Source organism: Xanthomonas boreopolis (assembly GCF_046529185.1).
Lineage (GTDB): Bacteria > Pseudomonadota > Gammaproteobacteria > Xanthomonadales > Xanthomonadaceae > Pseudomonas_S > Pseudomonas_S boreopolis.
On record NZ_CP097162.1, the window covers coordinates 1,293,153 to 1,319,293 of the forward strand.

The 26,141-nt window shown below is 70.9% G+C and carries 22 protein-coding genes and 1 pseudogene; 14 read left to right on the forward strand and 9 right to left on the reverse strand.

The genetic code is table 11. The features are described from left to right. Window positions 1-306: a PsiF family protein gene (locus M3M27_RS05755; protein WP_434027443.1), complete on the reverse strand. Its 306-nt coding sequence runs from the start codon at window positions 304-306 to the stop codon at window positions 1-3. 125 nt (window positions 307-431) lie between these two features. On the opposite strand from M3M27_RS05755, the pseudogene cobD reads away from it, so the two are divergent. The 6 genes and pseudogenes from cobD to M3M27_RS05785 all read left to right on the forward strand — a co-directional run. Further along, window positions 432-1,409 (forward strand): annotated as a pseudogene (gene cobD, locus M3M27_RS05760) (threonine-phosphate decarboxylase CobD); the annotation flags it as partial. 141 nt (window positions 1,410-1,550) lie between these two features. Then, complete coding sequence (locus M3M27_RS05765) at window positions 1,551-3,017, forward strand: cobyric acid synthase (RefSeq protein ID WP_434027962.1); 1,467 nt, start codon at window positions 1,551-1,553, stop codon at window positions 3,015-3,017. Next, complete coding sequence (cobU, locus tag M3M27_RS05770) at window positions 3,005-3,526, forward strand: bifunctional adenosylcobinamide kinase/adenosylcobinamide-phosphate guanylyltransferase (protein WP_434027444.1); 522 nt, start codon at window positions 3,005-3,007, stop codon at window positions 3,524-3,526. The genes M3M27_RS05765 and cobU overlap by 13 nt, the downstream gene beginning before the upstream one ends. Then, window positions 3,523-4,605, forward strand: a complete 1,083-nt coding sequence (cobT, locus tag M3M27_RS05775) for a nicotinate-nucleotide--dimethylbenzimidazole phosphoribosyltransferase (protein WP_434027445.1) — start codon at window positions 3,523-3,525, stop codon at window positions 4,603-4,605. The genes cobU and cobT overlap by 4 nt, the downstream gene beginning before the upstream one ends. A gap of 5 nt (window positions 4,606-4,610) precedes the next feature. Next, window positions 4,611-5,171: a histidine phosphatase family protein gene (locus tag M3M27_RS05780; protein WP_218569469.1), complete on the forward strand. Its 561-nt coding sequence runs from the start codon at window positions 4,611-4,613 to the stop codon at window positions 5,169-5,171. Then, window positions 5,168-5,893 (forward strand): adenosylcobinamide-GDP ribazoletransferase, encoded by a 726-nt coding sequence (locus M3M27_RS05785; RefSeq protein WP_434027963.1) that lies wholly within the window; start codon window positions 5,168-5,170, stop codon window positions 5,891-5,893. The genes M3M27_RS05780 and M3M27_RS05785 overlap by 4 nt, the downstream gene beginning before the upstream one ends. 165 nt (window positions 5,894-6,058) lie before the next feature. Here the strand turns inward: M3M27_RS05785 and M3M27_RS05790 are convergent, their stop codons facing one another. Then, window positions 6,059-6,859: an AraC family transcriptional regulator gene (locus tag M3M27_RS05790; protein ID WP_140719265.1), complete on the reverse strand. Its 801-nt coding sequence runs from the start codon at window positions 6,857-6,859 to the stop codon at window positions 6,059-6,061. A 76-nt stretch (window positions 6,860-6,935) separates the two neighbouring features. Between M3M27_RS05790 and M3M27_RS05795 the strand changes: the two genes are divergently transcribed. Both M3M27_RS05795 and M3M27_RS05800 read left to right on the forward strand, forming a co-directional pair. After that, entirely contained in the window at window positions 6,936-8,138 is a 1,203-nt protein-coding gene (locus tag M3M27_RS05795; protein WP_434027446.1) for an MFS transporter, read from the forward strand. A 77-nt stretch (window positions 8,139-8,215) separates the two neighbouring features. After that, on the forward strand, window positions 8,216-9,094 hold the full coding sequence (locus M3M27_RS05800; RefSeq protein WP_434027447.1) for an AraC family transcriptional regulator: 879 nt from the start codon (window positions 8,216-8,218) through the stop codon (window positions 9,092-9,094). A gap of 91 nt (window positions 9,095-9,185) precedes the next feature. On the opposite strand, the gene ybaL is transcribed toward M3M27_RS05800, so the two are convergent. The 5 genes from ybaL to M3M27_RS05825 form a co-directional block, all read right to left on the reverse strand. Further along, window positions 9,186-10,859: a YbaL family putative K(+) efflux transporter gene (gene ybaL / locus M3M27_RS05805; protein WP_140719259.1), complete on the reverse strand. Its 1,674-nt coding sequence runs from the start codon at window positions 10,857-10,859 to the stop codon at window positions 9,186-9,188. Between the two features lie 508 nt (window positions 10,860-11,367). After that, complete coding sequence (locus tag M3M27_RS05810; RefSeq protein WP_434027448.1) at window positions 11,368-13,737, reverse strand: TonB-dependent receptor plug domain-containing protein; 2,370 nt, start codon at window positions 13,735-13,737, stop codon at window positions 11,368-11,370. A 201-nt stretch (window positions 13,738-13,938) separates the two neighbouring features. Next, entirely contained in the window at window positions 13,939-14,850 is a 912-nt protein-coding gene (locus M3M27_RS05815; RefSeq protein WP_434027449.1) for an alpha/beta fold hydrolase, read from the reverse strand. 18 nt (window positions 14,851-14,868) lie between these two features. Then, window positions 14,869-15,258: a tautomerase family protein gene (locus tag M3M27_RS05820; protein WP_140719253.1), complete on the reverse strand. Its 390-nt coding sequence runs from the start codon at window positions 15,256-15,258 to the stop codon at window positions 14,869-14,871. A 32-nt stretch (window positions 15,259-15,290) separates the two neighbouring features. Beyond that, on the reverse strand, window positions 15,291-16,349 hold the full coding sequence (locus tag M3M27_RS05825; protein ID WP_434027450.1) for an NAD(P)H-dependent flavin oxidoreductase: 1,059 nt from the start codon (window positions 16,347-16,349) through the stop codon (window positions 15,291-15,293). A 100-nt stretch (window positions 16,350-16,449) separates the two neighbouring features. On the opposite strand from M3M27_RS05825, the gene M3M27_RS05830 reads away from it, so the two are divergent. Further along, window positions 16,450-17,355 carry a LysR substrate-binding domain-containing protein gene (locus tag M3M27_RS05830; RefSeq protein ID WP_140719249.1) on the forward strand — a complete coding sequence of 302 codons (906 nt, stop codon included), beginning with the start codon at window positions 16,450-16,452 and terminating at the stop codon, window positions 17,353-17,355. Between the two features lie 60 nt (window positions 17,356-17,415). Here the strand turns inward: M3M27_RS05830 and M3M27_RS05835 are convergent, their stop codons facing one another. Beyond that, a complete protein-coding gene (locus M3M27_RS05835) occupies window positions 17,416-19,815 on the reverse strand; it encodes a TonB-dependent receptor plug domain-containing protein (protein WP_140719247.1) in 2,400 nt (799 codons plus the stop codon). 270 nt (window positions 19,816-20,085) lie between these two features. On the opposite strand from M3M27_RS05835, the gene abc-f reads away from it, so the two are divergent. The 5 genes from abc-f to M3M27_RS05860 all read left to right on the forward strand — a co-directional run bounded on the left by abc-f (window position 20,086) and on the right by M3M27_RS05860 (window position 25,219). After that, window positions 20,086-22,032, forward strand: coding sequence for a ribosomal protection-like ABC-F family protein (gene abc-f / locus M3M27_RS05840; protein WP_434027451.1), 1,947 nt, complete (start codon window positions 20,086-20,088; stop codon window positions 22,030-22,032). Between the two features lie 78 nt (window positions 22,033-22,110). Beyond that, on the forward strand, window positions 22,111-22,908 hold the full coding sequence (locus tag M3M27_RS05845) for a MipA/OmpV family protein (RefSeq protein ID WP_434027452.1): 798 nt from the start codon (window positions 22,111-22,113) through the stop codon (window positions 22,906-22,908). Between the two features lie 58 nt (window positions 22,909-22,966). After that, the gene (locus tag M3M27_RS05850; protein ID WP_434027453.1) at window positions 22,967-23,653 is read left to right on the forward strand and encodes a response regulator transcription factor; all 687 of its coding nucleotides are present in this window, start codon (window positions 22,967-22,969) and stop codon (window positions 23,651-23,653) included. Beyond that, window positions 23,616-25,007 (forward strand): HAMP domain-containing sensor histidine kinase, encoded by a 1,392-nt coding sequence (locus M3M27_RS05855; RefSeq protein WP_434027454.1) that lies wholly within the window; start codon window positions 23,616-23,618, stop codon window positions 25,005-25,007. The genes M3M27_RS05850 and M3M27_RS05855 overlap by 38 nt, the downstream gene beginning before the upstream one ends. Then, the gene (locus M3M27_RS05860) at window positions 25,004-25,219 is read left to right on the forward strand and encodes a hypothetical protein (protein WP_434027455.1); all 216 of its coding nucleotides are present in this window, start codon (window positions 25,004-25,006) and stop codon (window positions 25,217-25,219) included. The genes M3M27_RS05855 and M3M27_RS05860 overlap by 4 nt, the downstream gene beginning before the upstream one ends. Before the next feature lie 5 nt (window positions 25,220-25,224). Here M3M27_RS05860 and ampR read toward each other — a convergent pair whose 3' ends face one another. Further along, window positions 25,225-26,094: a LysR family transcriptional regulator AmpR gene (gene ampR / locus M3M27_RS05865; protein ID WP_434027456.1), complete on the reverse strand. Its 870-nt coding sequence runs from the start codon at window positions 26,092-26,094 to the stop codon at window positions 25,225-25,227. Window positions 26,095-26,141 lie beyond the last annotated feature (47 nt).

Sequence of the window (26,141 nt, forward strand, 5' to 3'; positions counted from 1 at the left end):
TCAGTGGGTCTTCAGGCAACCGCTGACGAAGGTCTTGCGGGCATCGCCGGTCAATTGCTTGGCGGTGGCCTCGGCATTGCAGTCCTTCATGCGCTGCTGCGGCGAGACCTTGGCGTTGCTCGCGCTCTTGCCGCCGCCCAAGCAGGCTTTCTGCGCGGCCTTGTAGTCCTCGCCGGTCTTGCCCTTGTTCTGCGCCGAACACTTCGCCATCAGCTCCTGCTGGGCGGTCTTGGGGGCGGCGGTGGCGAGCAACGGGGTGGCGGCCAGTGCAAGGACCAGGAGGGGAACGAAGCGATGGGCAGGCATGAGGATGGCTCCGGGGAAAGTGGCCACATGCTGCGCCCGCGTGGTGACGGCGAATATGTCGGCGCCGCCACAATCGCGGGTGCCGCTCAGCCGGCGGTCGGCCGTGCCGGCGCGGGGGCGGGATGATGCTGGAGCACGGGGGGCGGTTGCTGCGTGCGGCGCAACGCTACGGCATTCCGGCCGAGCGCTGGCTGGACCTCTCGACCGGGGTCAGCCCGTTCCGTTGGCCGGTACCGCCATTGCCGGCGGCCGCCTGGCATCGCCTGCCGGAGGACGAGGACGGCCTGGTCGAGGCGGCGCGGGCGTACTACGGCGCCCCGGCGCTGTTGCCGGTGGCCGGGTCGCAGGCCGCGATCCAGGCCTTGCCGCTGCTGCGCGCGCCGTGCCGGGCCGGCGTGATCGCGCCTGGGTATGCCGAGCACGCGCATGCATGGCGGCGCGCCGGGCACGCGGTGCACGTGCTTCCGGCGGAAGACCTGCTCCGGCGCGCGGACGCGTTCGACGCGATCATGCTGATCCATCCCAACAATCCCGGCGGCGACCGGTTCGACGTTCCCGCATTGCTCGACCTGCACGCGCGGCTGGCGGTGCGAGGGGGCTGGCTGGTGGTGGACGAGGCGTTCATGGATGCGACGCCGGAGGCCAGCCTGTGCCCCCACGCCGATCGCGAGGGACTGGTGGTGCTGCGTTCGGTGGGCAAGTTCTTCGGCATGGCGGGCGCGCGCGCCGGTTTCGCGTGCGCAGCGCCGGCGTTGCTGGAGGCGTTGCGCGAGCGGCTCGGGCCCTGGACGCTGGCCGGTCCCACGCGCTGGGCATTGCGCCAGGCATTGGCCGACCGCACCTGGCAGCGGCAGGCGATCCCGCGCCTGCACGAGGCCAGTGCGGCCCTGGCGGCGGTGCTGCGCCGGCATGGCCTGGAGCCCAGCGCCGGCACGGCTTTCTTCCAATGGTGCCGGCACGCGGACGCGGCCGGGGTGCACGAAGCGTTGGCCCGGCGCGGCATCCTGGTGCGGTTGTTCGACGCGCCGGCGAGCCTGCGCTTCGGCTTGCCGGCGGATGCTGAAGAACTGACGCGGCTGGATGCGGCGCTGAGCGAAGTAATGCCCCCCGCCCCGCGGGAGAGGGGGGAGAGTACGGAGCGAAGCCCTCGTGTGGCTCAATTGCACGAGACTTCGCTCGTACCCTCATCCGCCCCTTCGGGGTGCCTTGTCCAGGGGGGAGAAGGAAGGAATGCCGCGACTTTGATGGTCCAAGGCTGCACCTCCGACGCCGGCAAGAGCACGCTGGTGGCGGCGCTGTGCCGTTGGCTGCAGCGGCGTGGCGTGGCGGTGGCGCCGTTCAAGCCGCAGAACATGGCGCTGAACTCGGCGGTGACCGCGGACGGCGGCGAGATCGGGCGCGCGCAGGCGGTGCAGGCGCAGGCCTGCGGGCTGGAGCCGCATACCGACTTCAATCCGGTGCTGCTCAAGCCCAACAGCGATACCGGCGCGCAGGTGATCGTGCACGGCCGCGCCATCGGCAACCTCGATGCGGTCGCCTACCACGCCTACAAGCGCACCGCGCGCGAGGCGGTGCTGGCCTCGCATGCGCGCCTGCGCGAGCGCTTCCGGGTGGTGATGGTGGAAGGCGCCGGCAGCCCGGCCGAGATCAACCTGCGCGAGGGCGACATCGCCAACATGGGGTTCGCCGAGGCGGTGGACTGCCCGGTGCTCCTGGTGGCCGACATCGACCGCGGCGGCGTGTTCGCGCACCTGGTCGGCACGCTGGCGCTGCTGTCGCCGAGCGAGCGCGCACGCGTGGCCGGCTTCGTCATCAACCGCTTCCGTGGCGATCTCGCCTTGCTGCAGCCCGGCCTGGACTGGCTGCAGCGCGAGACCGGCAAGCCGGTGCTCGGCGTGCTGCCGTACCTGCACGGCCTGCAGCTGGAAGCGGAAGACGCGCTGCCGCATGCCCGGCCCGACAAGCCGAGCGCGCAACTGCGGGTCGCCGTGCCGGCGCTGCCGCGGATCAGCAACCACACCGATCTCGACGCGCTCGCCGCGCACCCCCAGGTGGCGCTGCATTTCGTCGGGCCGGGCGAAGCCGTGCCCGCCTGCGACCTGATCGTCCTGCCCGGCAGCAAGTCGACCCGCGCCGACCTGGCCTGGTTGCGCGCGCAGGGCTGGGAGGCGGCCATCGCCCGGCACCTGCGCCATGGCGGCAAGCTGGCCGGCATCTGCGGCGGTTTCCAGATGCTGGGCCGGCGCGTGCACGACCCGCACGGCATCGAGGGCGAGGCGGGCAGCAGCGAGGGGCTCGGCTGGCTGGACCTGGAGACCACATTGGAACCGGAGAAACAGCTGCGGCGCAGGGCCGGCACGCTGCACCTGGGCGGAGCCGCGGCGCCCGTGCACGGCTACGAGATCCACTGCGGGGCCAGCGACGGCCCGGCATTGCGGCGGCCGTTGCTGCACTTCGCGGAAGGCGGCGCCGACGGCGCGGTCTCCGACGAGGGGCACGTGATCGGTTGCTACCTGCACGGCCTGTTCGACGCGCCGCAGGCCTTGGCCGCGTTGCTGGAATGGGCCGGGCTGCGCGAGGCGCAACCGCTGGACATCGCCGCGTTGCGCGAGGCCACGCTGGACCGGCTGGCCGACGCGGTCGAACGGCACCTGGACACGCGCGCGCTGGCGCGCCTCACCGGCACGGAGGACCTGGCATGCGCGAACTGATCCTGGGCGGCGCGCGTTCCGGCAAGAGCGCGCTGGCCGAACGCATCGCCGCCGGCAGCGGCGAGGACGTGGTCTACGTCGCCACCGCGCAGGCGCTCGACGACGAAATGGCCGCGCGCATCGCGCACCATCGCGCACAGCGCCCCGCGCACTGGCGCTGCATCGAGGAACCCCTGGCATTGGCCGACGTCTTGCGTGCGCATGCCGCCGGCGGCCGCTGCCTGCTGGTGGATTGCCTGACGCTGTGGCTGAGCAACCTGCTCGCGGGCGAAGACCGCGGGCGCCTCGCGCGCGAGCGCCAGGCCTTGCTCGACACGCTGCCGCGTCTGCCCGGCCGGATCGTGCTGGTGAGCAACGAGGTCGGCCAGGGCATCGTGCCGCTGGGCGAACTGACGCGCCGTTTCGTCGACGAGGCCGGTCGCCTGCACCAGGCGCTGGCCGCGCGCTGCGAGCGCGTGGTGTTCGTCGTCGCCGGCCTTCCCATGGTGTTGAAAGGAGACCCGCTGTGAACCTGGACTGGATCCATGCCCCGTGCGCGGTGCCGGACGCGCAAGCCCGCGAGGCCGCCGCCGCGCGCCAGCGCCAGCTGACCAAGCCGCCCGGCTCGCTGGGCATGCTGGAGCGGCTGGCGCTGGACCTGGCCGCCTGGCAGGGGCGCGAACGGCCGCGCCTGGACAACGTATGGATCGCGGTCTACGCCGGCGACCACGGCATCGCCGCCGAGGGCGTGTCGGCCTTCCCGCAGGCGGTGACCGGCGAGATGGTGCGCAACTTCGCCACCGGCGGCGCGGCGATCGCGGTGCTGGCGCGCACGCTGGGGGCGACGCTGGAAGTGGTCGACCTGGGCACGGTCAACGACCCGGGCGAGGTGCCCGGCGTGCGCCGCGCGATCATTGCGCCGTCCACCGCCAATGCCTGCGAGGCCCCGGCGATGACCGAGGCGCAACTCGCCGCCGCGCTCGCGGCCGGCGCCGAGAGCGTGGCGCAGGCGCGTGCCGAGCAGGCCGGGCTGTTCGTCGCCGGCGAAATGGGCATCGCCAACACCGCTTCGGCCGCCGCGCTCGCCTGCGCGTTGCTGGCGCGGGAGCCGGAGGCCATGACCGGCGCGGGCACCGGCCTGGACGCCATCGGCATCGCGCACAAGGTCGCGGCGGTGGCGCGCGCGCTCGCCCGCCATGCCGGCGCCGATACGCCGCTGGAAAAGTTGCGCTGCCTGGGCGGCTTCGAGATCGCGGCGATGAGCGGCGCCTATCTCGCCGCGGCGCAGGCCGGCCTGCCGGCGCTGGTGGACGGCTTCATCGCCAGCACCGCGGCGCTGGCCGCGGTGCGGATCAACCCCGGCGTGCGCGACTGGCTGCTGTTCGCGCACCGCTCGCCCGAACGCGGCCACGCCGCGGTGCTCGAAGCGCTGCAGGCCCGGCCGCTGCTGGACCTCGGCATGCGCCTGGGCGAGGCCAGCGGTGCGGCGGTCGCGGTACCGCTGTTGCGCCTGGCCTGCGCGCTGCATGACGGGATGGCGACGTTCGACGAGGCGGGCGTGTCGGAAGCCGGGTCCCGGCAGCCCGGGGCCGGACAGGCGAAGGCATGAAGGCGGTGAAACTTCCGCTCCCGGCTTCGATCGAGCTGCTCCGCCACGGCGACACCGGCCAGCGCAGCTATCGCGGCCAACTCGACGATCCGCTCAGCGAACTCGGCTGGCGCCAGCTGCGCGAAGCCACGGCGAACGGGGAGTGGGACGCGGTGGTGTCCTCGACCCTGCAGCGCTGCGCGCGCTTCGCCGAAGAGTTGGCCGCCGCGCGCGGGCTGCCGCTGCGGCTGGACGCGCGCCTGCAGGAGTACCACTTCGGCGACTGGCAGGGCGTGCCGATCGCCGACATCGACCGCGACCACGGCGAGGCGCTGGGACGCTACTGGGCCGATCCGGCGAACCATCCGCCGCCGAACGCCGAGCCCTTCGCCGCATTCCGCCAGCGCCTGTCCGACGCGCTCGACGCCATCGTCGCCGAGCATCCGGGCCGGCGCGTGCTGGTGGTGACCCATGGCGGGGCGATCAAGCTGATCCGCAGCCTCGTAGAAGGCCGCGCGTTCGGCGGCATGGTCGAACTGCACGTGCCGCACGCCTCGCTGCATCCGGTCGCGTGGCCGCCGGCATGATCGACGGCCTGCTCGCCGCGCTCGGCCTGCTGACCCGCATCCCGGTCCCGGCGCGGGTCTGGCAGGCGCCGGGCGTGCAGGCGCGTTCGCTGCCGTGGTATCCGCTGGTGGGGATGCTGCTCGGCGCCTTGCTGGCGGCGCTGGCGTGGTGCTTGCGCGATGCCTCGCCGTTGCTGATGGCGGCGATGCTGGTCGCGGCGTGGGCGTGGCTGACCGGCGGCCTGCACCTGGATGGCCTGGCCGACAGCGCCGACGCCTGGGTCGGCGGCCTGGGCGACCGCGAGCGCACGCTGGCGATCATGAAGGACCCGCGCAGCGGCCCGGCCGGCGTCGTCGCGCTGGTGCTGGTGCTGCTACTGAAGACCGCCGCGCTCGCCAGCCTCGCCGCGTCGGCGTGGTGCGGGTTGTGGCTGGCGCCGCTGCTCGCGCGCGCGGCGCTGGTCGCGGCATTCCTGGCGTTGCCCTACGTGCGCGCCGGCGGCATGGGCGCGGGGCTGGCGGGTGCGGCGCGGCTGCCGTGCGCGGTCGCAGTGCTGGCGACGTTGCTTGCGGCGTTGCTGGCCGCGCGCATGCAGGGCGCGCTGGCCGTGCTGGCGGCCGGCGTGGTGTTCGCCTTGTGGTGGCGCGCCTGCCGCAAGCGCCTGGGCGGCATGACCGGCGATACCTGCGGCGCGCTGGTCGAACTGGTCGAGGTCGCAGTGCTGGTCGCGTTGGCGTTGTAGGGTTCTCGATCGGGAAGGCCGGCAGCGTTTCCGATCATGGACGTGCCCCTGTGGGAGCGGCTTCAGCCGCGGCGGGACTTACCGGGAAAGCCTGTCGCGACTGAAGCCGCTCCCACAGGGGCGCCGGCATGGAATGGACAGGAACATCAACGACGGGAGTGCCGCTCAACCGAAGAACCGGCTCGGCGGCAATCCGAACTGGCGCCGGAACATCGCGCTGAACGCGCTGGGGCTGTCGTAGCCGAGCGCGATCGCCACGTCGATGATCTTCTCGCCCGCGGCGAGCCGCTCCAGTCCCCGCAGCAGCCGTACCTGCTGCCGCCACTGGCCGAAGGTCATGCCGAGTTCGCGCTGGAACAGGCGCTGCACGGTCTTGCCGTCCAGGTGCAGCCGCGCCGCCCAGTCGTCCAGCGTCGAGGCGTCGGCCGGATCGGCCTGCAACGCGTCGCAGATGCGGCGCAGGCGGGCGTCGTCGGGCTCGGGCAGGTGCAGCGGCAGTTCCGGCAAGGCGTGCAGTTCGTCGAGGATCAGGCGCATCAGGCGGCCGTCGCGCGACTGCGCCGGATGGTCCCAGGGGATCGCCGCGGCGTGCCGGATCAGCTCGGCGAGCAACGGCCCGACCTCGACCACCGAGGGTTGCGCCGGCATCCCCGCGATCGCGCCGGTGCGTATGTACAGGCTGCGCATGCGCACCATGCCGATGCAGCGCACCGCGTGCACGGTGCCGCCGGGTATCCACAATGCGCGCGTGCTCGGCACCACCCAGCGGCCGTTGCCGGCCATCACCACCATCAGCCCTTGCATCGCATAGATCAACTGGTGGCGCTGGTGGTGGTGCGCGGCGATGAACGCGTCGGCCGGGTAGTCGGTCGCCCGGCAGACCACGTCGGCAGGGGCGCCGTCGGCGTCCTCGGGACGGGTCCGGCGGGCGGGTGGAATGTCCTTTTTGCGACGATGGATGACCATATCTCGCGAGAAGGTCGAGGGCGATCACCCTACCATGCGCCGCACCTTCCATCAGGTTCGCCAGGATCGCACCCCCATGTCCGTCTCGAGCGCTTCCCTTGCCGCCACACGCCGCCCGGTCGCGGTGGGCGTGCTGGCCGCGATCACCTCGTCCCACCTGATCAACGACATGATGCAGTCGCTGATCCTGGCGCTGTATCCGGTGCTCAAGGGCCAGTTCCAGCTCAGCTTCGCGCAGGTCGGCCTGATCACGCTGACCTACCAGCTCACCGCATCGCTGTTCCAGCCATTGATCGGCCTGCGCACCGACCGGCGGCCGGCGCCGTATTCGCTGCCGGTCGGCATGACCTCGACCCTGTTCGGCCTGTTGCTGCTGGCGTACGCGCCCAGCTTCGCCGCAGTGCTGCTGGCGGCGGCGATGGTCGGCATCGGCTCGGCGGTGTTCCATCCGGAGTCCTCGCGGATCGCGCGGCTGGCTTCCGGCGGCCGCCACGGGCTGGCGCAGTCGGTGTTCCAGGTCGGCGGCAACGCCGGCACCGCGCTCGGCCCGCTGATCGCGGCGGCGGTGATCGTGCCCAACGGGCGCCACAGCGTGGCCTGGTTCGGCGCCGCGGCGCTGCTGGGCATCGCGCTGCTGTCCTACGTCGGCCGCTGGTATGCGCTGCACCTGAGCCTGCGCGCGGCCACGCCGCGGCCGGCCGCCACCGCCGAGGCGGCGCCCTCGCGAGGGGTGGCCTGGATCGTCGCGATCCTGCTGGTGCTGATCTTTTCCAAGTACTTCTACATCGCCGGCATCAGCAGCTACTACACCTTCTACCTGATCCAGCGCTTCGGCATCTCGGTGCAGGAGGCGCAGCTGCACCTGTTCGCGTTCCTGCTGGCCTCGGCGCTGGGCACGCTGATCGGCGGCCCGGTCGGCGACCGGATCGGGCGCAAGCCGGTGATCTGGGTATCGATCCTGGGCGTGGCGCCGTTCGCGCTGGCGCTGCCCTACGTCGGCCTGCACACCACCACGTTGCTGGCGGTGTTGATCGGCTTCGTGCTGTCCTCGGCGTTCTCGGCGATCCTGGTCTATGCGCAGGAGCTGATGCCGGGCCGGATCGGCATGGTCTCCGGCCTGTTCTTCGGCTTCGCCTTCGGCATGGGCGGGCTGGGCGCGGCGGTGCTGGGCCTGTTCGCCGACCGGTTCGGCATCGTCGCGGTCTACAAGGCGATGGCCTACCTGCCGCTGCTCGGCATCGCCGCGGCCTTGCTGCCCGGACGGCGCACCCGCGGCTGAAGGGATCGAGCAAGATCGGGAACGCGCACCGGCCTGCGCGGTGACACACTGCGTCCCTGCCACGGAGGAGAGGGGACATGCGCAGCCGTACCGGCCATGCCTATCGGCGCGCGATCGAACGGGCGGTCGCGCACCTGCAGCGCCTCGTGCAAGCCAACGCACCGTTGCCGGACCTGGACGCGCTGGCGGCGGTCGCGCACCTGTCGCCGTTCCACTTCCATCGCATCTACCGCGCCCTGACCGGCGAGACCGTCGGCAACACCGTGGCGCGGCTGCGGATGCTGCGCGCCCTGCGACTGCTGGCGGAAGGCGACGCACCGGTCGCGCGGATCGCCCTGGACGTGGGTTACGGCACGCCCCAGGCGCTGGCCCGCGCCTTGCGCGCGGCGGTCGGCGCGTCGCCGAGCGAACTGCGTTCGACGCCGGGGCTGCTGCAGGCCAAGCAGCGCGTGCTGGCCGACCCGCCGGCGCCGGACAGGCCCGATGCGACGCCGTTGCAGGTGAGGGTGGACGTGCTGGCGCCGTTCGAGGTGGTGACGCTGCGCAAGCGCGGTGCCTTCGACGATCTGGATCGCGGTTTCGCGCGCCTGTTCGGTTGGGCGGTGCGGGAGGGCATCGCCGATCGCCTGCAATGCCTGGCCGGCATTCCGCACGGGGACCATCGCGATGTGCCGGCACGCGCGCTGGAGTTCGATTGCGCGATGGGCTTCGATGCGCCGGTGGCCCCGCCGTCTCCGTTCGCGACGCGCACGCTCGGCGGCGGCCGTTACGCGCTGCTGCGCCACGTCGGCCCCTACGACCGGCTGGAGGACGCGCTGGACCGGCTGCTCGCCGAGTGGCTGCCCGGTAGCGGCCACGCGCTGCGCGACGCGCCGGTCCACTACCTGTTCCTGGACGATCCGGAGGAGGTGCCGGCGGCGATCCTGCGGGCGGATGTCTGCGTGCCGCTGCGCTGATGGCATCGCGCAGCGGCAATACCGAGCCGGATCCACTTCCGCCGGGCATCGCGTCCAGGCCTCCTGGGCCTGGGCCGCATGGGGGTACGTCCTAGCCCCGCAAGGCCCGGTACGGCGGCGTGGACATCACCATCTCCGCCAGCGAGTAGGCCAGCTCGCGCTCGGCCAGCACCGCGCCGTCGGCGCCGTGTTCCAGCAGGTGCTTCACCTCGGCATCGCTGTGCGCGCGCGCCAGCAGCGTCAGCGCGGGGTTCATCGCGCGCAGCTTGGCCAGGGCTTCGCCGGCCTCCAGCGGCTGCGGGATGGCGAGGATCGCGATCTTGGCGCGTTCCGGGTGCGCCTCGGCCAGCACCAGGTCGGCCGCCGCGCTGCCGCGGATGCCGGGAATGCCTTCGTTGTGCGCGCGCTCGACATGGTCGCGGTTGTCGTCGATCACCAGCACCGGCACGCCGCGGTCGCGCAGCAGGTGCGCCAGCGCGCTGCCGACGCGGCCGTAGCCGATCACGATCGCGTGGTCGTGCAGGTCCAGCGACGGGCCGGGCGGGATGTCCGGTTCGGCCACCACGGGCGCCTGCTGCGCATGTCTGGCCTGCCAGCGGTCCAGCCAGTTGAACAGGAACGGGTTGGCGATGATCGACAGCAGCGCGCCTGCCAGGATCAGGTCGCGGCCGGTCTCGGGCAGGATCGCCAGGCCCACGCCCAGGCCGGCGAGGATGAAGGAGAACTCGCCGATCTGCGCCAGGCTCACCGAGATCGTCAGCGCGGTACCGGCCGGGTGCCCGAACGCGCGCACGATGAAGAACGCGGCCACCGACTTGCCGACGGTGATGGTCAGGAACGTCGCCAGCACCTGCCACGGGTGCTCGATCAGGATGTGCGGGTTGAACAGCATGCCGACCGAGACGAAGAACAGCACCGCGAACGCGTCGCGCAGCGGCAGCGAGTCGTTGGCGGCCTTGTGGCTCAGTTCGGATTCGTTGAGCAGCATGCCGGCGAAGAACGCGCCGAGCGCGAACGACACGCCGAACAGCGTGGCCGAGCCGAACGCCACGCCCAACGCGATCGCCAGCACCGACAGCGTGAACAGCTCGCGCGAACCGGTCGCGGCGATCTTCTCCAGGATCCAGGGGATCGCGCGGCGGCCGACGATCAGCATCACCGCGACGAACGCGGCCATCTTCAGCAAGGTCCAGCCCATCGCCGCCAGGATCGCGCCGGCGCCGCCGTCCTTGCCGCTGTCCAGTGCGCTGGCCAGGGCCGGCAGCAGCACCAGCGTCAGCACCATCGCCAGGTCCTCGACGATCAGCCAGCCGATCGCGATCCTGCCGCGCTGGGTTTCCAGCAGGCGGCGTTCCTCGAGCGCGCGCAGCAGCACCACGGTACTGGCCACCGACAGCGCCAGGCCGAACACCAGCCCGTGCAGCGCCGGCCAGCCCATGCTCCAGGCGAGGATCCAGCCGAGCGCGGTGGCGACCGCGATCTGCGCGACCGCGCCGGGGATCGCGATCCACTTCACTTCCAGCAGGTCTTCCAGCGAGAAGTGCAGGCCGACGCCGAACATCAGCAGCATCACGCCCAGCTCCGAGAGCTGGTTGGCCAGGTCCTGGTCGGCGACGAAGCCGGGCGTGAACGGTCCCACCACCATGCCGGCGATCAGGTAGCCCACCAGCGGCGACAACCGCAGTTTGTTGGCCAGCGCGCCCAATACGAAGGCGACCGCGAGGCCGACGGCGATGATGTCGATGAGGCTGGTGTCGTGATGCATCTAGCGCGTGTCTTCCATTCCAGGGAGTGAGGTGTCCAGGCGGCCGTCCGCGGCCCGGCGTGCGCCGGGGACCGACGCCCGGGCCCATGCGCGGCGCAAGGCGTCGGCATGGCGAAGACCAGGGGGGAGCCCTCATGGCAGGAGCATCATCGTCCAGCCATGGGAGCAGCCACGGCCTTGCGTTTACCCGATCCGGGCGGCACCAGAACGGCGGCCCCGTCTGGACGGACGACACGCCCCGGAACACGGGGGCAGGAGTCCCGAGTGTCGCCGATCTATGCGTCCCAGGGCAAACCGCGCGGGGAAACGGCGCTGTCCGCTTCCACGCGATTTCCGCCGCGGCTGGCCCGCCGTGTCCTCCGCCGTGGCGGGAAGGACTTCGGTCCCGGCGCCGGGCCGGGACCGCCCGTCGGGGCTGAAGTCGCTGCCGCAACATCGCTGCCGATGAGGGCGAATCGGAGCAGGAGCCCCGACGCCGAGTCGGGGCCCGGGGCGGCCGGCGCGGCGGTCACCACTTGTAGTTGACGTTGGCGTACGCGAACGCGCCGTTGAAGCCGAACGGCGAGGAGCCGCTGTACGGCAGGTAGGTGCGCGTGCCTTCGCCGACCCGCATGCGATCGGGGTACTCGTTGGTCACGTTGTCGCCGCCTAGCGTGAAGCTCCACCTGTCGAGCGTGTAGGTCGCGGCCAGGTCCAGCGTCCACTTCGCCGAATAGGTCTGCTGCACCGGCGCGCTGGTCGGCGAGTTGTAGACGGTGAACTCGCCCCAGCGCGTGGCGGTCGCGGTGAACGACCAGCCGTCCAGGTTCCACACGCCGCTCAGGAACGCCTTGTTGCGGGGCGCGCCTTCGGTGATGCGGACCAGCTCGGCCTGGCCGATGCGGACCGCGGTCGGGTCGATCGCCGCCAGCCGCGCCGGGTTGTCGGCGACGCGGGTCACCTCGGTCTTGTTGTAGTTGTAGCCGAGCGTCAGGTCGAGCGCGCTGCCGTCCAGTTGCCAGTGGTAGCTGCCGACCGCGTCCACGCCGGTGGTCTTGGTGTCCACCGCATTGGTGAAGTAGCGGCCGCCGCCGATGCCGGCATAGCCGTTGGCCTGCAGGTAGTTGCGCACCGCGGTGGAAGTCAGGTTCTCCGACAGCACGATGCGGTCGTCGATGTCGATGCGGTAGGCGTCGATGGTCACGTACAGCCCGTCCACCGGCTGCAGCACCAGGCCGAGCCCGTAGTTCCGGGATTCCTCGGCCTTGAGCGGCTCGGCGCCGAGCGCGACCGCGGCCGGGTTGTCGGTGCGGAACGTGCCGATGTCGTACGGCACGCCGCCGATGAAGTTGGTGGCGATCGACTGGAAGTACTGCTGCTGCAGCGACGGCGCGCGGAAACCCGTGGACGCGGTGGCGCGCAGCGCGACCTTGCCGGTGAAGGCGTAGCGCAGCGACAGCTTGCCGGTGGCGGTGTCGCCGAAGTCGCTGTAGTTCTCGTAGCGCCCGGCCAGGCCGGCCGAGAGCTTCTCGGTGAGATCGCCCTCCAGGTCCGCGTACAGCGAATAGCTGTTGCGGTCGTAGTGGCCGGCGTCGGTCGGCTTGAAACCGGCGAACACCTGCGCGCCCGGCAGCAGCGTGCCGGCGCTGGAGGGAATGCCGCCGTTGGCGTAGGACGCCACCTCGCCCGGCGATTCGTTGAACTTCTCGCCGCGCCACTCCGCGCCGAACGCCAGCGTCACCGGGTAGGCCAGGCCCCAGTCCAGCGACTTGCTGAAATCGGCGTTGAGCACGTTCTGGGTGACTTCCAGCGCGCCGGCGTAGAACTCGGTCGGGCTGTCCAGGCCGAGGCTGTTGTTGAGGCTGTGGCGGACGTCGAAGGTGAGGTGGTTCTGGCCGTAGTTGTAGCTGAGGTCGATGGCGAGCCCGCCGGCGGTGCTGGTCTTCAGCCCGCCGACCCAGCTCACGTCCTTGCTGACGTTGTAGATCTGCGGCAGGAAGCCGTCCGGGTAGATCTGCGGGCGGTTGCGCGGGTCGGTGGCCCAGCGGAAGTAGCCGTTGGACAGCGCCTCGCGGCGGCTGACCATGCCGAACGAGTAGAAGGTCAGGTAGTCGGTCGGGCTGTACTCGCCGTTGTAGGAGAACGCGCCCTGGTCGATCTCGGGATCGCCGTAGCGCTGTTCGACCACGCCGTTGTAGGGCTTGGCGCGATCGGTCTGGTCCTGGTGCCCGGCCTGCGCGGCGAAGTGGACCTTGCCGGTGCCGGCGAAGCTGAGGCCGGCATCGCCGGATAACTGGTACTGCTCGCCGTCGCCGGCGCTGTACTTGCCGTAGCGGCCGGCGATGCTGCCGCCTTCGCCGCTGCCCTTGAGCACCACGTTGATGACGCCGGCGATCGCATCGGAGCCGTACTGCGCGGACGCGCCGTCGCGCAGCACCTCGATGCGCTCGACCGCGGCGATCGGGATGGTGTTGATGTCGGCCGGCGAGGAGCCGCGGCCCTGGCTGCCGTTGAGGTTGATCAGCGCGGTGGTGTGGTAGCGCTTGCCGTTGACCAGCACCAGCACCTGGTCGGGCGCCAGGCCGCGCAGCTGCGCGGGGCGCACCGCATCGGTGCCGTCGGTGATCGCCGGACGCGGGAAGTTCAGCGAGGGCACCGCGCGCGACAGCGCGGTGGCCAGCTCGGTGGTGCCGGTGGCCTCGAGCGTCTGCGGCGAGATGATGTCGATCGGCGAGCTCGACTCGGCGACCGTGCGGTCGGCCACGCGGGTGCCGGTGACGATGATGGTGTCCAGGGTGCGGGCACCGCCGCCCTCGGACTGGGCCTGGGCGGAGGCGGAGAACGCGAGGGCGGCGGAGACGGCGAGGGCGAGAGGGCAGCACTTCGACTTGCGCTTCATGCAGGAACTCCGGGAATGGTTGAGGAAGCGCCGCGGCATTCCCCCCCGGGTCGCACGTTTCGTGTCGACAGCTGCGGTGCTGTGGCAACCAGTAACCCGAACCGGCAAGTTTCGTCAAATTTTTGTTAAGTTGCGATTGCAACCGTCATGCGCGCGGCAATGCGACGGCATGGCAGGACGTTGCCGGACGCCGCGCCTGGATCAAGGATCGGGTTGCAGCCGTGCCATGAAGTCCCGGGTCAGCCGCGCGACTTCTTCGGTCTTTTCGTCGAGGGCGAAATGGCCGGCATCGAGGACGTGCAACTCCGCTCCCGGGACGTCGCGCTTGTAGCCCTCGGCGCCCGGCGTGACGAACGAGGGATCGTAGCGCCCCCACATCACCAGCAGCGGAGGCTGGCGTTCGCGCAGCCAGGCCTGCCAGCGCGGATAGGAGGCGACGTTGGTGCGGTAGTCGTAGAGCAGCGCCGCTTGGATCGCGCGTTGCCCGGGCCGCGAAAGGAATGCGAATTCGTCGGACCAGGTATCGGGGTCGTAGCGCTCGGGGTGCGGGCTGTTGCCCAGGTGGCGCAGCCTGGTGCCTTCGAAACCGACGAAGGCATCGACTTGTTCGGGATGCGCTTCCGGAGCGGCCCAGTACTTGGCGATGTTCGCCCACTTGGCGCCCAGCCCTTCCTCGTAGGCGTTGGCGTTCTGGACGATCAAGGCCTGCACGCGCTCGGGTGCCGCCAGGGCGATGCGGAACCCGACCGGTCCGCCGTAGTCCTGCATGAACAGCGTGTAGCGCCCGATCCCCAGCTTTTCGAGCAGGTGCGAGGTGGTTTCGGCCAGGTGATCGAAGGTGTACCGATAACGCTCCGGGGGAGGCGCTTCGCTCCGGCCGAAGCCCGGGTAATCGGGGGCGACGACGTGGTAGCGGTCGGCGAGCAATGGAATCAGGCTGCTCCACATGCGCGAAGAGGACGGATAACCGTGCAGCAGCACGATCGCCGGTGCGGTCTTCGGCCCGGCTTCGCGGTAGAACAACCGTACCCCGTCCACGTCGGTCGTACGGTACTCGGTGGTGGCACTCGTATAAGGAACGGCAGGGCCACCACTCGCCAGTGCAATGGCCATGGTCATTTCCTTCAGCATCTAGAGTTCACCCGTCAGGAACTGGGCCTTGCCCAGGCCGAAGCTCCAGTCGGCATCGGTGTTCTCGATGCAGGAGACCATGACGTCCCCGGCGGCGATCCCGCAACGCTCGCCAAGGTTTTCCACCAGGAGCGCGTAGAAGCGCTCCTTCATGCCGCGCGATCTCGGGCGCGTCGTCATGTGGATGAGGACGCGGCGATCCGTCCGGTCGAAACCAAGACCGGTGTCTTCCATCACCAGATGGCCCGCCTCGTGCTCGTGGAGGATCTGGTAACGATCCCGGACCGGGACCTCGAACGCGGCGACCATGGCCTCGTGGATGGCCTGCAGCAGGACCGAGGTCTGCTGGGGCGTGCGTCCCTTGACCACGTGGATGTCGAGCAGGGGCATGGCGGTTTCCTCGGTGGGGATCGGGGGCGCGCTCAGGAACCGGCCGGCCACAGCTCCCGGGCGAGCTGCTGGACCAGCCGGGCGGCGGGCAGTTCGCGCGCCAAGGGCGCTCCCTGTCCTGCCCAATGGGCGGCGAACGCGTGGTCGCCCTGCGCCGCGGCGATGGCGTTGAGCCGCTTGGCCAGGTCGTAGGCGACCGGATAGGCCGGCGGTGGCGGGCTCCCCGCCGCTTCGCCGTATTCGATGAGGCGGTTGGCGATGCCCCGTGCCGGGCGGCCCGACAGGACGGCGGTCAGGCGCGTGGTCCCGGCGCGCGCGCTCCTGAGGTTTTCCCGGTAGCCGGCATTGGCCGCCGACTCCGGGCACAGCACGAAGGCGGTGCCCAGCTGCGCGGCGGCGGCACCCAGGTCGAGCGCGGCGCGGATGCCGCGGCCGTCCATGATTCCGCCGGCGGCGATCACGGGCAGCCTGGTCTTCGAGCGCAGCAGCCTCACGAGGACGGCCATGGGCAGCCTTTCGTCGGCCCGGTGCGGATCGAACAGGCCGCGATGCCCGCCCGCCTCGATGCCTTGCGCGACGATCCCCTCGACGCCTGCCGCCTCGATCGCCAGCGCCTCGTCCAGGTGGGTCGCGGTCGCCAGGGTGGCGATGCCGGCCTCGCGGAAGGCGTCGATCCACGCCCGCGGGGGCAGGCCGAAGTGGAAGCTGACCACGGCGGGGCGCGCTTCGAGCAGCATGCGGAAGACCGCTTCGCCCGAGAGGAAGCTCTCGTAGATTTCCTGCAGCTCGGCCGGCGGTTCGGCCTGGAACTCGGCGAACAGCGGGGCGAGGTGCTTCAGCCATGCGGCCTCGACCTGCGCATCGCGCCGCGCCGGCGCGTGGCAGAAGACGTTGACCTGGAACGGCCGGTCGGTCAGCGCGCGCGTGTCCTCGATCGCCTGGCGCGCCTGGGCCACGGTGCTCGCCCCGATCGCGATCGATCCCAGTGCGCCGGCATTGGAGACCGCGGCGGCGAGCGCAGGCGTCGACACGCCGGCCATCGGCGCCTGGATGAGAGGGAGGTTGATGCCGAGCCGGTCGAGCAGGTCCATGGGCGTGGGAATGGATGGCGAAGGGGCGGAGAACAGCGATCGACACTTGTTCCTGGATTGAGAATACACTTGCAGGAAAATTCTGCAATGGAGAATTGGTTTGGACCTCGCATCGTTGGGTGTGTTCCGTGCCGTGGCCCTGCAGCAGAGCATCACGCGGGCGGCCGAACTGCTCGGGCGCGTTCCCTCGAACGTCACCACCCGCATCCAGCAATTGGAGGCGGAGGTCGGCGTACCGCTTTTCCAGCGCGACCGGAAGCGCATGGAACTGACCCCGGAAGGCGTGGCCTTCCTGGACTACGCGGAGAAAATCCTGAATCTCGCCGACGAGGCCGTGCAGGTCGTCAACCCGGCCGGGCCGAGGGGCGTGCTTCGCGTGGGCTCGATGGAATCCGCCGTCGCCACGCGGCTGGCTTCGCCGCTGGCGCAGTTCAACGCGCGCTGGCCGGAGGTGGCGCTCGACCTCACGACGGGGCCGACGCGCCAGCTCGTCGACGCGCTGCTAGCGCGGCGGATCGATTGCGCCTTCGTCGCGGCGCCTTCCGAGGCATGGTGGGAGGCATCGGATGCGCTGGACAGGACGCCGGTGTTCCGGGAGGAACTGGTCCTGCTGTTGCCGCCGGGCCATCCGCGAGCGGCGCGCCCGGAACAGATCGGGCCGAGGGCCCTGGCGGCGTTCGCGCCGGGTTGCACCTATCGCATGCTGGCCGAGGACTGGATCGCCGGCTCCGCTTCCCGGCCCGTGGCGCTGCAGGTCCACGAAGTGAGGTCCTATCACGCCATGGTCGCGTGCACGGCCGCAGGCGCCTGTTTTTCCGTGCTGCCCAGGCGCGTGCTCGACCTGTTCCCGGATGCGGCCCGCTTCACCGTCGTTCCGCTGGTACGCGCCGACACCTGGCTGGTGTCCCGCCCGGGCTTCAAGACGCCTGCGTTCGAGGCGTTCCGGGACCTGGTGGTGGCGTCTTCCGACTTCGCCGGGGCGCGGCATGCCGCGACGAGCGCATAGCGCCGCGGCGGCCCGGGACCCGGCGATCGGCCGGGCCCGGAACGCCGGGTCGCCATTGGATCACCAGCGGTAGGCGATTCGCCCGTACACGTAGGCGCCGTTGAAGCCGAACGGCGAGTAGTTGCTGTACGGCATCATCCCGTAGGTGGAGTTCAGCGGGTTGACCACCTTGTCCGGGTAGGTGTCGAACAGGTTGTCCGCGCCCAGCGTCAGCGTCCACTGGCTGCTCGGCTTGTAGCTGACCGAGGCGTCCGCCAGCCACTTGGCCGCGTAGGTCTGGTCGCGCGCGGCGGTGGCCGAGTTGCGCACCGTGTAGCTGCCGTAGCGGGTGGCGGTCAGGCTCACGTCCCAGCGGTCGGACTTCCAGGTGCCGCCGAGGATGATCTTGTCCTTCGGGAAGCTGTCCTCGATGCGGCCGACCTCGTCGCGCGCCACCAGCGCCTGGGTGATGCCGAGCGTGCCCAGCACCGCCGGCGAATCGGCGACGCGGGTCACCTCGGTCTTGTTGTAGCTGTAGCTGGCGGTCAGGTCGAGCGAGCTGGCCGCGAACGGGATGGTGTAGGTGCCCACCACGTCCACGCCGCGGGTGCGGGTGTCCAGCGCGTTGGTGAAGTACGAGAACGCCGTGACCGGGGTGATGCCGAGGCCGCTCAGCAGGTTCTGGGCGGCGGCGGTCGTGGCCACGCTCGACGAGTAGATGATGCGGTCGTCGATCTCGATCTGGTACGCGTCCACGGTCACGTACAGCTGGTCCACCGGCTGCAGCACCAGGCCCAGGCTGTAGGAGGTGGACGTCTCCGGCTTGAGCGGGGTGGCGCCCAGCGCCTGCGCCGCGGCGCTGGTGGTCGGGAACGTGCCGCGGTCGTAGAACACGCCGTTGGTGGTGATGCTGGAGATCGCCTGGTAGCTCTGCTGCGCCAGCGACGGCGCGCGGAAGCCGGTGGAGGCGGTGGCGCGCAGCGCGACCTTGTCGGTGAACGCATAGCGCGCCGAGAGCTTGCCCGAGGTCTTGTCGCCGAAGTCCGAGTAGTCCTCGTAGCGGCCGGTCAGGCCGGCGGAGAACTTGTCGGTGAGGTCCGCTTCCAGCCCGGCGTAGACGGCGTAGTTGTGGCGGTCGGCGTGCACGGCGTTGGCCGGGGTGAAGCCCGGGAAGCCCTGCGCGCCGCTGCCGGTGTAGGAATTGGGCTCGCCTGGCGACTGGTTCCACTTCTCCTCGCGGTACTCGGCGCCGAACGACAGCGTCACCGGATACGCCAGGCCCCATTCCAGCGGCTGGGTGAAGTCGGCGTTGAAGATGTTCTGGGTGTACTCCAGCGCGCCGTCGTAGAAGCGGGTCGGGCTGCTGGCGCCGAGCGCGTAGTTGATGGTGTTGCGGGTGCCGTAGTCGATCTTGTTGTAGCCGTAGTTGTAGCTCACGTCCCAGGTGAAGCCGCCCTGGGTGGCGCCCTTCAGGCCGGCCACCAGCGAGCGGTCCTTCGAGTACTGGTTGATCTGCGGCACGTAGCCGTCCGGGTAGAACTGCGCCAGCAGCGCGCTCTGGCCGCTGTGGTTGGCCGAGCGGTAGAACGCGGAGGAGGTGATGTCGCGGTTGCTGGCGATGGCGGTCGCGTAGGCCGACACCGCATCGCTGAACTGGAAGCTGCCGTTGGCCGAGACCGCCTTGGCATCGACCTCCGGGTCGCCGACCACGAAGGTCTTCTCGCCGACGCCCGGGTAGTTGCCGGTGTCGGCCAGCGAGGCCGGGCCCTGGAACGGGCCGGCGCGGTTGGTGGCGTCCTGCTGGGTGACCTGGCCGGCCAGGTGCAGCGTGCCGCGGCCATCGGCGAAGGTCACGCCGGTATCGCCGGAGAGCTGGTACTTGGCGCCGTCGCCGGCCGAGTACCGGCCGTAGTCGGCCACCAGGCTGCCGCCCTGGCCGGAGCCCTTGAGCACGATGTTGATCACGCCGGCGATGGCGTCGGAGCCGTACTGCGCCGAAGCGCCGTCGCGCAGCACTTCCACGCGCTCGATCGCCGCGATCGGGATGGCGTTGAGGTCCACCGCGGTGGAGCCGCGGCCGATGGTGCCGTTGATGTTCAACTGCGCCGAGGTGTGGCGGCGCTTGCCGTTGACCAGCACCAGCACCTGGTCGGGCGACAGGCCGCGCAGCTGCGCGGGACGCACGCCGCTGGTGCCGTCGGTCAGCGCCGGGCGCGGGAAGTTCAGCGAGGGCAGGGCGCGCGACAGCGCGGTGGCCAGCTCGGAGGTGCCGGTGGCGTTGAGCTGCTCGGGCGAGATGATGTCGATCGGCGACTGCGACTCGGCGACCGTGCGGTCGCTGACATGGGTGCCGGTCACGATGACCGTGTCGAGGGTGTTGGGCGTGGCCGGGGTCGAGGACTGCGCCAGGACAGGCGCGGCGAAGGGGAGGCCGAGCGCAACGGCGACGGCGGCGGCGAGCGTGCTGGTCTTGCGGTTCATCAGGGTACGGCTCCGGTGGGGACAGACACGTCGCAGTGGCCGGCCGGCCGACGGCGCCGGGGCGACTACGAGGCGCGTCTGGGATTAACGCATTGCTAATCTTTGTGTCAAAACAGGTTTCGGCTGAAAGCGCGCCCGCGGGCGGCGCCGGTGCCATCGCCAGGGCGACGATGCGCCCCGGCGGTGTCAAGTATTCGTTAACGCTAGAATGGCGTCGCAGGAGTGCTGCTCATCTGCTCATTCCTTTCGGTTATATCGGATCGTCCCCACATGATTTCCCTGCGCAACTTCGCCATGCGCCGCGGCGAGCGGCTGCTGTTGTCCAACGTCGACCTGACGATGCATGCCGGCTACCGGGTCGGCGTGGTCGGCCGAAACGGCACCGGCAAGTCCAGCCTGTTCGCGGCGATCCGCGGCGAGCTGGAATCGGACAAGGGCGACGTGGAGCTGCCGGGCAAGGTGCGCATCGCCAGCGTCGCGCAGGAGACGCCGATGCTGCCGGACCCGGCGATCGAGTTCGTGCTCGGCGGCGACGACGTGATCGCCGCGGTGCTGCGCGAGGAAGCCGAGGCCAATGCCCGCGAGGACTGGGAGGCGGTGGCCGCCGCCCACCAGAAGCTGGCCGAGCTCAACGGCTACGACGCCGAGGCCCGCGCCGGGCGCCTGCTGCACGGCCTGGGCTTCCCGGCCGAGACCCACCACCGGCCGGTGTCCTCCTTCTCCGGCGGCTGGCGCGTGCGCCTGAACCTGGCGCGCGCGCTGATGATGCCGTCGGACCTGCTGCTGCTCGACGAGCCCACCAACCACCTCGACCTCGACGCGGTGTACTGGCTGGAGCAGTGGCTGCTCAAGTACCCGGGCACGCTGCTGCTGATCTCGCACGACCGCGAGTTCCTCGACAACGTCGCCACCCATACCCTGCACCTGCACGGCGGCAGCGCCAAGCTGTACGTGGGCGGCTACACCGATTTCGAGCGCCAGCGCGCCGAGCAGCTGCGCCAGCAGCAGATCGCGCACGAGAAGGAACAGGCCGAGCGCGCGCACCTGCAGAGCTTCATCGACCGCTTCAAGGCCAAGGCGTCCAAGGCCAAGCAGGCGCAGAGCCGGATGAAGCGCCTGGAGAAGCTGGCCGGCACCGAGGCGGTGCGCGCCGAGCGCGAGTTCCGCATCGAGTTCGCGCCGCCGAACAAGCTGCCGCATTCGCTGATCCGGCTGAACCACGTGCGGGCCGGCTATCCCGGCCAGGATTCGGGATTCAGGATCGGGGATTCGGAAAAGCGGGATTCCTCGGCTGTTGCTCTTGCGGATTCCCAATCCCCAATCCCCAATCCCGTCGTCGTCCTCGACGACGTGGGCTTCGGCCTGGAGGCCGGCGACCGCATCGGCCTGCTCGGCCCCAACGGCGCCGGCAAGACCACGCTGGTGCGGACCCTGGTGGGCGAGCTGGCGCCGCTGGCCGGCGAGCGCAGCGCACACCCGGACCTGCGTATCGGCTACTTCGCCCAGCACACGGTCGAATCGCTGCACGAGGGGCAATCGCCGATCGACCACTTCCGCGAGATCTCCCCGGACGCGCCCACGCAGTCGTTCCGCGATTTCCTCGGCAAGTGGAACTTCCCCGGCGACCGCGCCTTCGAGCCGGTCGACGGCTTCTCCGGCGGCGAGCGCGCGCGCCTGGCGCTGGCGCTGATCGCCTGGCAGCAGCCGAACGTGCTCTTGCTCGACGAACCGACCAACCACCTCGACCTGGAGATGCGCGAGGCGCTCGCCGAGGCGCTTTCGGACTTCGACGGCGCGATCGTGATGGTCAGCCACGACCGCCACCTGATCGGCCTGGTCTGCGATACCTATTGGCGCGTGGCCGACGGGGTGGTCGAACCGTTCGCCGGCGACCTCGACGCCTACGCGGCATGGTTGCGCGCCCGCCCGGGCGCGCAGGGCGCCAAGCAGCGGATGGCCGAGGCCGCGCCGGTCGCCAAGCCGCAACCGCAGCCGCCGGCGAAGAAGCCGGCCAATCCGCACAAGCTCGCCGCCGCCGAGAAGAAGGTGGGAGAGCTGGAAGCGTTGCTGGCCGAACTGGACCGCCAGCTCGGCGAGCCGGCCCATCGCGCCGACGGCGCGAAGCTGGCCGCGCTGGGACGCGAGCGCGAGGCGGCCGCGCAACGCCTGGCCGAGGCGGAAGCGGCGTGGCTGGAGCTGATGGAAGGCGCGTCCTGATCCGGCGCGGGACGCCGTAAGTGGCTCGTAAGCCTGGCGCTCGGATACTGGCCGGCATTCCCCCTGCCGGATCGGTACATGACCAGGTTGCCCGCGTTGTTCTTCCTGCTGTTCCCTTCGCTTGCGCTCGCCCAGTCCTCGGTGGTCGAGGACGTGGCTTCCACCAGTGCCCCGAAACGCTGGCAGCTCGGTGCGGGGGTCTCGGTCAACGACAGCCCCTACGTCGGCGAAGGGATGCGGATCCGTCCGTTCCCGTGGGTCAGCTACGAAGGCGAGCGCCTGTTCTGGCGGGGGCTGTCCGGCGGCGTGCACGTCTATAAATCGGACGGTTTCGTCTTCGACGCGATACTCGCCGGCAACTTCGACGGTTTCGACATCGACGACCTCAGCCGCAGCGGGCTCGAGCGCAACGGCCTGGACCCGGCGCGGCTGGAAGACCGCGACGACGGCGTCGATGCCGGCCTGGCCGCGACCTGGCGCGGGGCGGCAGGAGAGCTGAAGCTGCAGGCGTTGGCGGACGTGACCGACCGCAGCGGCGGCTACGAGCTCGGGCTCGACTACGGCTATCCGCGGCGATGGGGCAGGACCTTGCTGATCCCGAGCGTCGGCGTGCGCTGGTTGTCCAAGGACGTGGTGCGCTACTACTACGGCACCCTGGACGAGGAGGAGGCGCGCGGCGTCGCGCCGTACCGCCCGGATGCGGCGCTGGTGCCGCAGGTCAGGCTCGGCATCGTACGGCCGCTCGGCGGAAACTGGCGCCTGGTCGGTGCGCTGAGCTACCGCTTCCTGCCCAGCGAGATCGGCGACAGCCCGTTCCTGGAGCGTGGCAGCAACGGTACGGGCAGCCTGCAGCTCGGCTTCGTGCGGAGCTTCTGAGCCGGCGGCGGGACGCTCCCCTATGCTGTCGCCCGGCGTTGCCGGAGACGGAGGCTGAGTGAACAGGATCGCATTGGTCGAGGACCATCTGCGCCTGGCCGAACTGATCGGCCGCGGGCTGGAACCGGCAGGCATCGGCGCCGACGTGTACGGCAGCGTACAGGCGGCCTGGTCGGGCATTGCCGAGCGGGACTACGCCGCGATCGTGGTCGACCGCGGCTTGCCCGACGGCGATGGGCTGGCGCTGGTAAGGCGCCTGCGCGCCGCCGGCAGCCGCGTGCCGTGCCTGGTGTTGACCTCGCGCGACGCGCTGCGCGATCGCGTCGACGGGCTCGAGGCGGGCGCCGACGACTACCTGCCCAAGCCGTTCGCGCTGGAGGAACTGGTGGCGCGGGTGCGCGCGCTGATGCGGCGCGCGCCGGTGCTGCGCGACCTGCAGCCGTGCCACGCCGACCTGCGGGTGCTGCCCGAGGCCGGATGCATGAGCTGCGGCGAGGAGAGCGTCACCCTGTCGGCATCGGAACTGCAGATCATCATCTGCCTGGTCCGCGCCGAGGGCGGCATCGTCCGCCACGCCACGCTGGAGGCCGCGGCCTGGGGGCGCGGCGAAGGCGTCACCCCGAACGCCCTCGAGGTGGCCCTGCATCGCCTGCGCAGGAAGCTGGCCGCGATCGGCTCGGAGCTCTCGATCAGGAACATCCGCGGCCATGGCTTTGCCCTTTATCGAACGCATGTGGCCCCGTAGCCTGTCCGGCCGCCTGATGCTGGCGACCCTGGCGGGCATGGTCGCCGCGGCCGGCGTGGTGGCGGTCGCGATGCTGGCGGCGCGGCCTTCCGTCGCGTCGATGATGGCGCGCGAACTGGCCAAGGCCGCCGACCGGATCGACCAGGGGCTGCGCATCGACGCGGCCGGCGACGCATCCGTCCACCTGGATCGCCGCAAGAGCGACATCTACGACGCGATGCGGAAGGACGCGGCGTACCGGGTGGTCGATGCCGGTGGCCGCACCGTCGCATCGAGCGGCGAAGGCCCGCTGCTCGATGCGCTGCAGTCGATGCCGCTCGCGGTGAGGGAGTTCAGGATGCCCGCTCCCGACGGGGACATGGCGATCCTGGCCGACGCCCGCCCGGTCGTGCGCGACGGGCGCCGCTACACGGTGCAGGTCGCGCGCAGCGACCGCCTGGTGCTCACGCTCGACGAGTACGAGGGCCAGCTCTACCTGCAGGCCGGGCTGGCCAGCGCGGCCTGCGCGCTGGCGGTCTTCTGCCTGGTGGTGTTCCTGACGGTCAGGCGCATGCTCCGGCCATTGCATGAAGCATCGCTCGCCGCATCCCGGATCGAGCCGCGCAACCAGACCGCGCGCCTGCGCGTGGATGGCCTGCCCGGCGAGATCCGGCCGCTCGTGCAGGCCTTCAACGCCGCGCTGGAACGCCTGGAGGCCGGCTACCGGGTGCAGCAGGAATTCCTCGCCGCCGCCGCGCACGAGCTGAAGACGCCATTGGCGCTGCTGCGGACGGGGCTCGAGCTCGGCGACGCGGCGGACCGGAAGATGCTGCTGCGCGAGGCCGACCTGATGGCGCGGCACGTCCACCAGCTGCTGCACCTGGCGGAAGTGAGCGAGGTGCAGAACTATCGCTTCTCCTCGTTCCGGCCGGACAGCGTGGCGGCGGACGCCATCGACTACCTGGCGCGCATGGCCGCGAACAGATCGGTCGCGCTGGTGCTCCAGGGCGACGAGGCGGGCACCGGAACGATCGTCGCCGATGCCGGGGCGATGTTCGTGCTGATGAAGAACCTGCTGGAGAACGCGCTGAACCACTCGCCGGAGGGCGGCGTGGTGACGCTGGCGCTGGACGCGACCGGCTTCAGCGTCGCCGACGAAGGCCCCGGCATCGACGAAGCCGACCGGCCGCTGTTGTTCCAGCGGTTCTGGCGCGGCCCGCGGGCGGGCCACGAAGGCACGGGGCTGGGTCTCGCGATCTGCAGGGAGATCGCGCTGGCGCACGGCTGGCATATCGATGTGGCGGTGGCCGCGGGACGCAAGGGCGCGGTCTTCCGCGTGCACTTCGATGCGCGGCAGGGCGGCCTGCAGCCATGAAGACGACGGCCACGCGAGCGCCCGCACCGGACGCGGACATCCTGGAGGTCGCGAGCCTTATCCAGCGTTGCCGCCGCTGCGCGCTCGAGTGGTACCGGGACGAGGCGGTCGCCGCGTTCGGGGGGCTGACGGCCGAGCAGATGGTGGAACGCGGCGAAGGCGACAAGGTCCTGGTGTTCCTGTTCTCGATCGCGTGCGGCCATCGCGGCTGAAATCCCTAAAGACGGGCCTGGTCCTGCAGCCACTCCCGGAAACGCCGCGCCGCCTCGCTTTCCGGGCGCGAGCGCAGCCGGGCGAGCCAATAGCAGCCCGCGTCGATGTGCAGGTCGAACGGGCAGACCAGCCGGCCGGCGTCGAGGTCCTGCTCGAACATCCGCAGCGGCAGCAGCGCGACGCCGGCGCCGGCCGCGGCCGCGGCGGCGATCGCCAGCGAGGAATCGAACACCGGTCCGCGCGCGTCGATCGCCGGCAGCCCGGCCGCCTGGAACCAGCGCGGCCATTCGTCGGCGCGATACGAACGCAGCAGCGGAATGCCGGCCAGGTCGGCCGGCGCGGCGAGCCTGCGGGCCAGGGCCGGCGCGCAGACCGGCGCGAACGGCGCTTCCAGCACCGGCGTGCAGAGCTGGCCCTGCCAGTCGCCGTCGCCGAAGCGGATCGCCAGGTCCAGGCCCTCGCCGGCCAGGTCGATGCGGTTGTTGTGGGTGTGCAGCCGCAGGTCGATGGTCGGGTGCGCCGCGGCGAACGCCGGCAGGCGCGGCAGCAGCCAGCCGGTGGCGAACGTGCCCACCACGCCGATGCTCAGCACCTCGCGATAGTGGCCGCCGGCGAAGCGGTCGAGCGTGGCGGCGATGCGGTCGAACGCCTCGTTGAGCACCGGGTAGAGCGCCGCGCCCTCGTCGGTGAGCGCCACCCCGCGCGCGAGCCGATGGAACAGCACCACGCCCAGGCGCGACTCCAGCGCCTTGATCTGGTGGCTGAGCGCGGCCTGGCCGACGCACAGCTCGTCGGCGGCACGGGTCAGGTTCTGGTGGCGCGCGGCGGCTTCGAAGGCGCGCAGGGCGTTCAACGGCAGCTGGGGGCGGATCATCGCGAGGCATGAAATGGATCGATGGCTGGGATTGAATAACCTCGCTG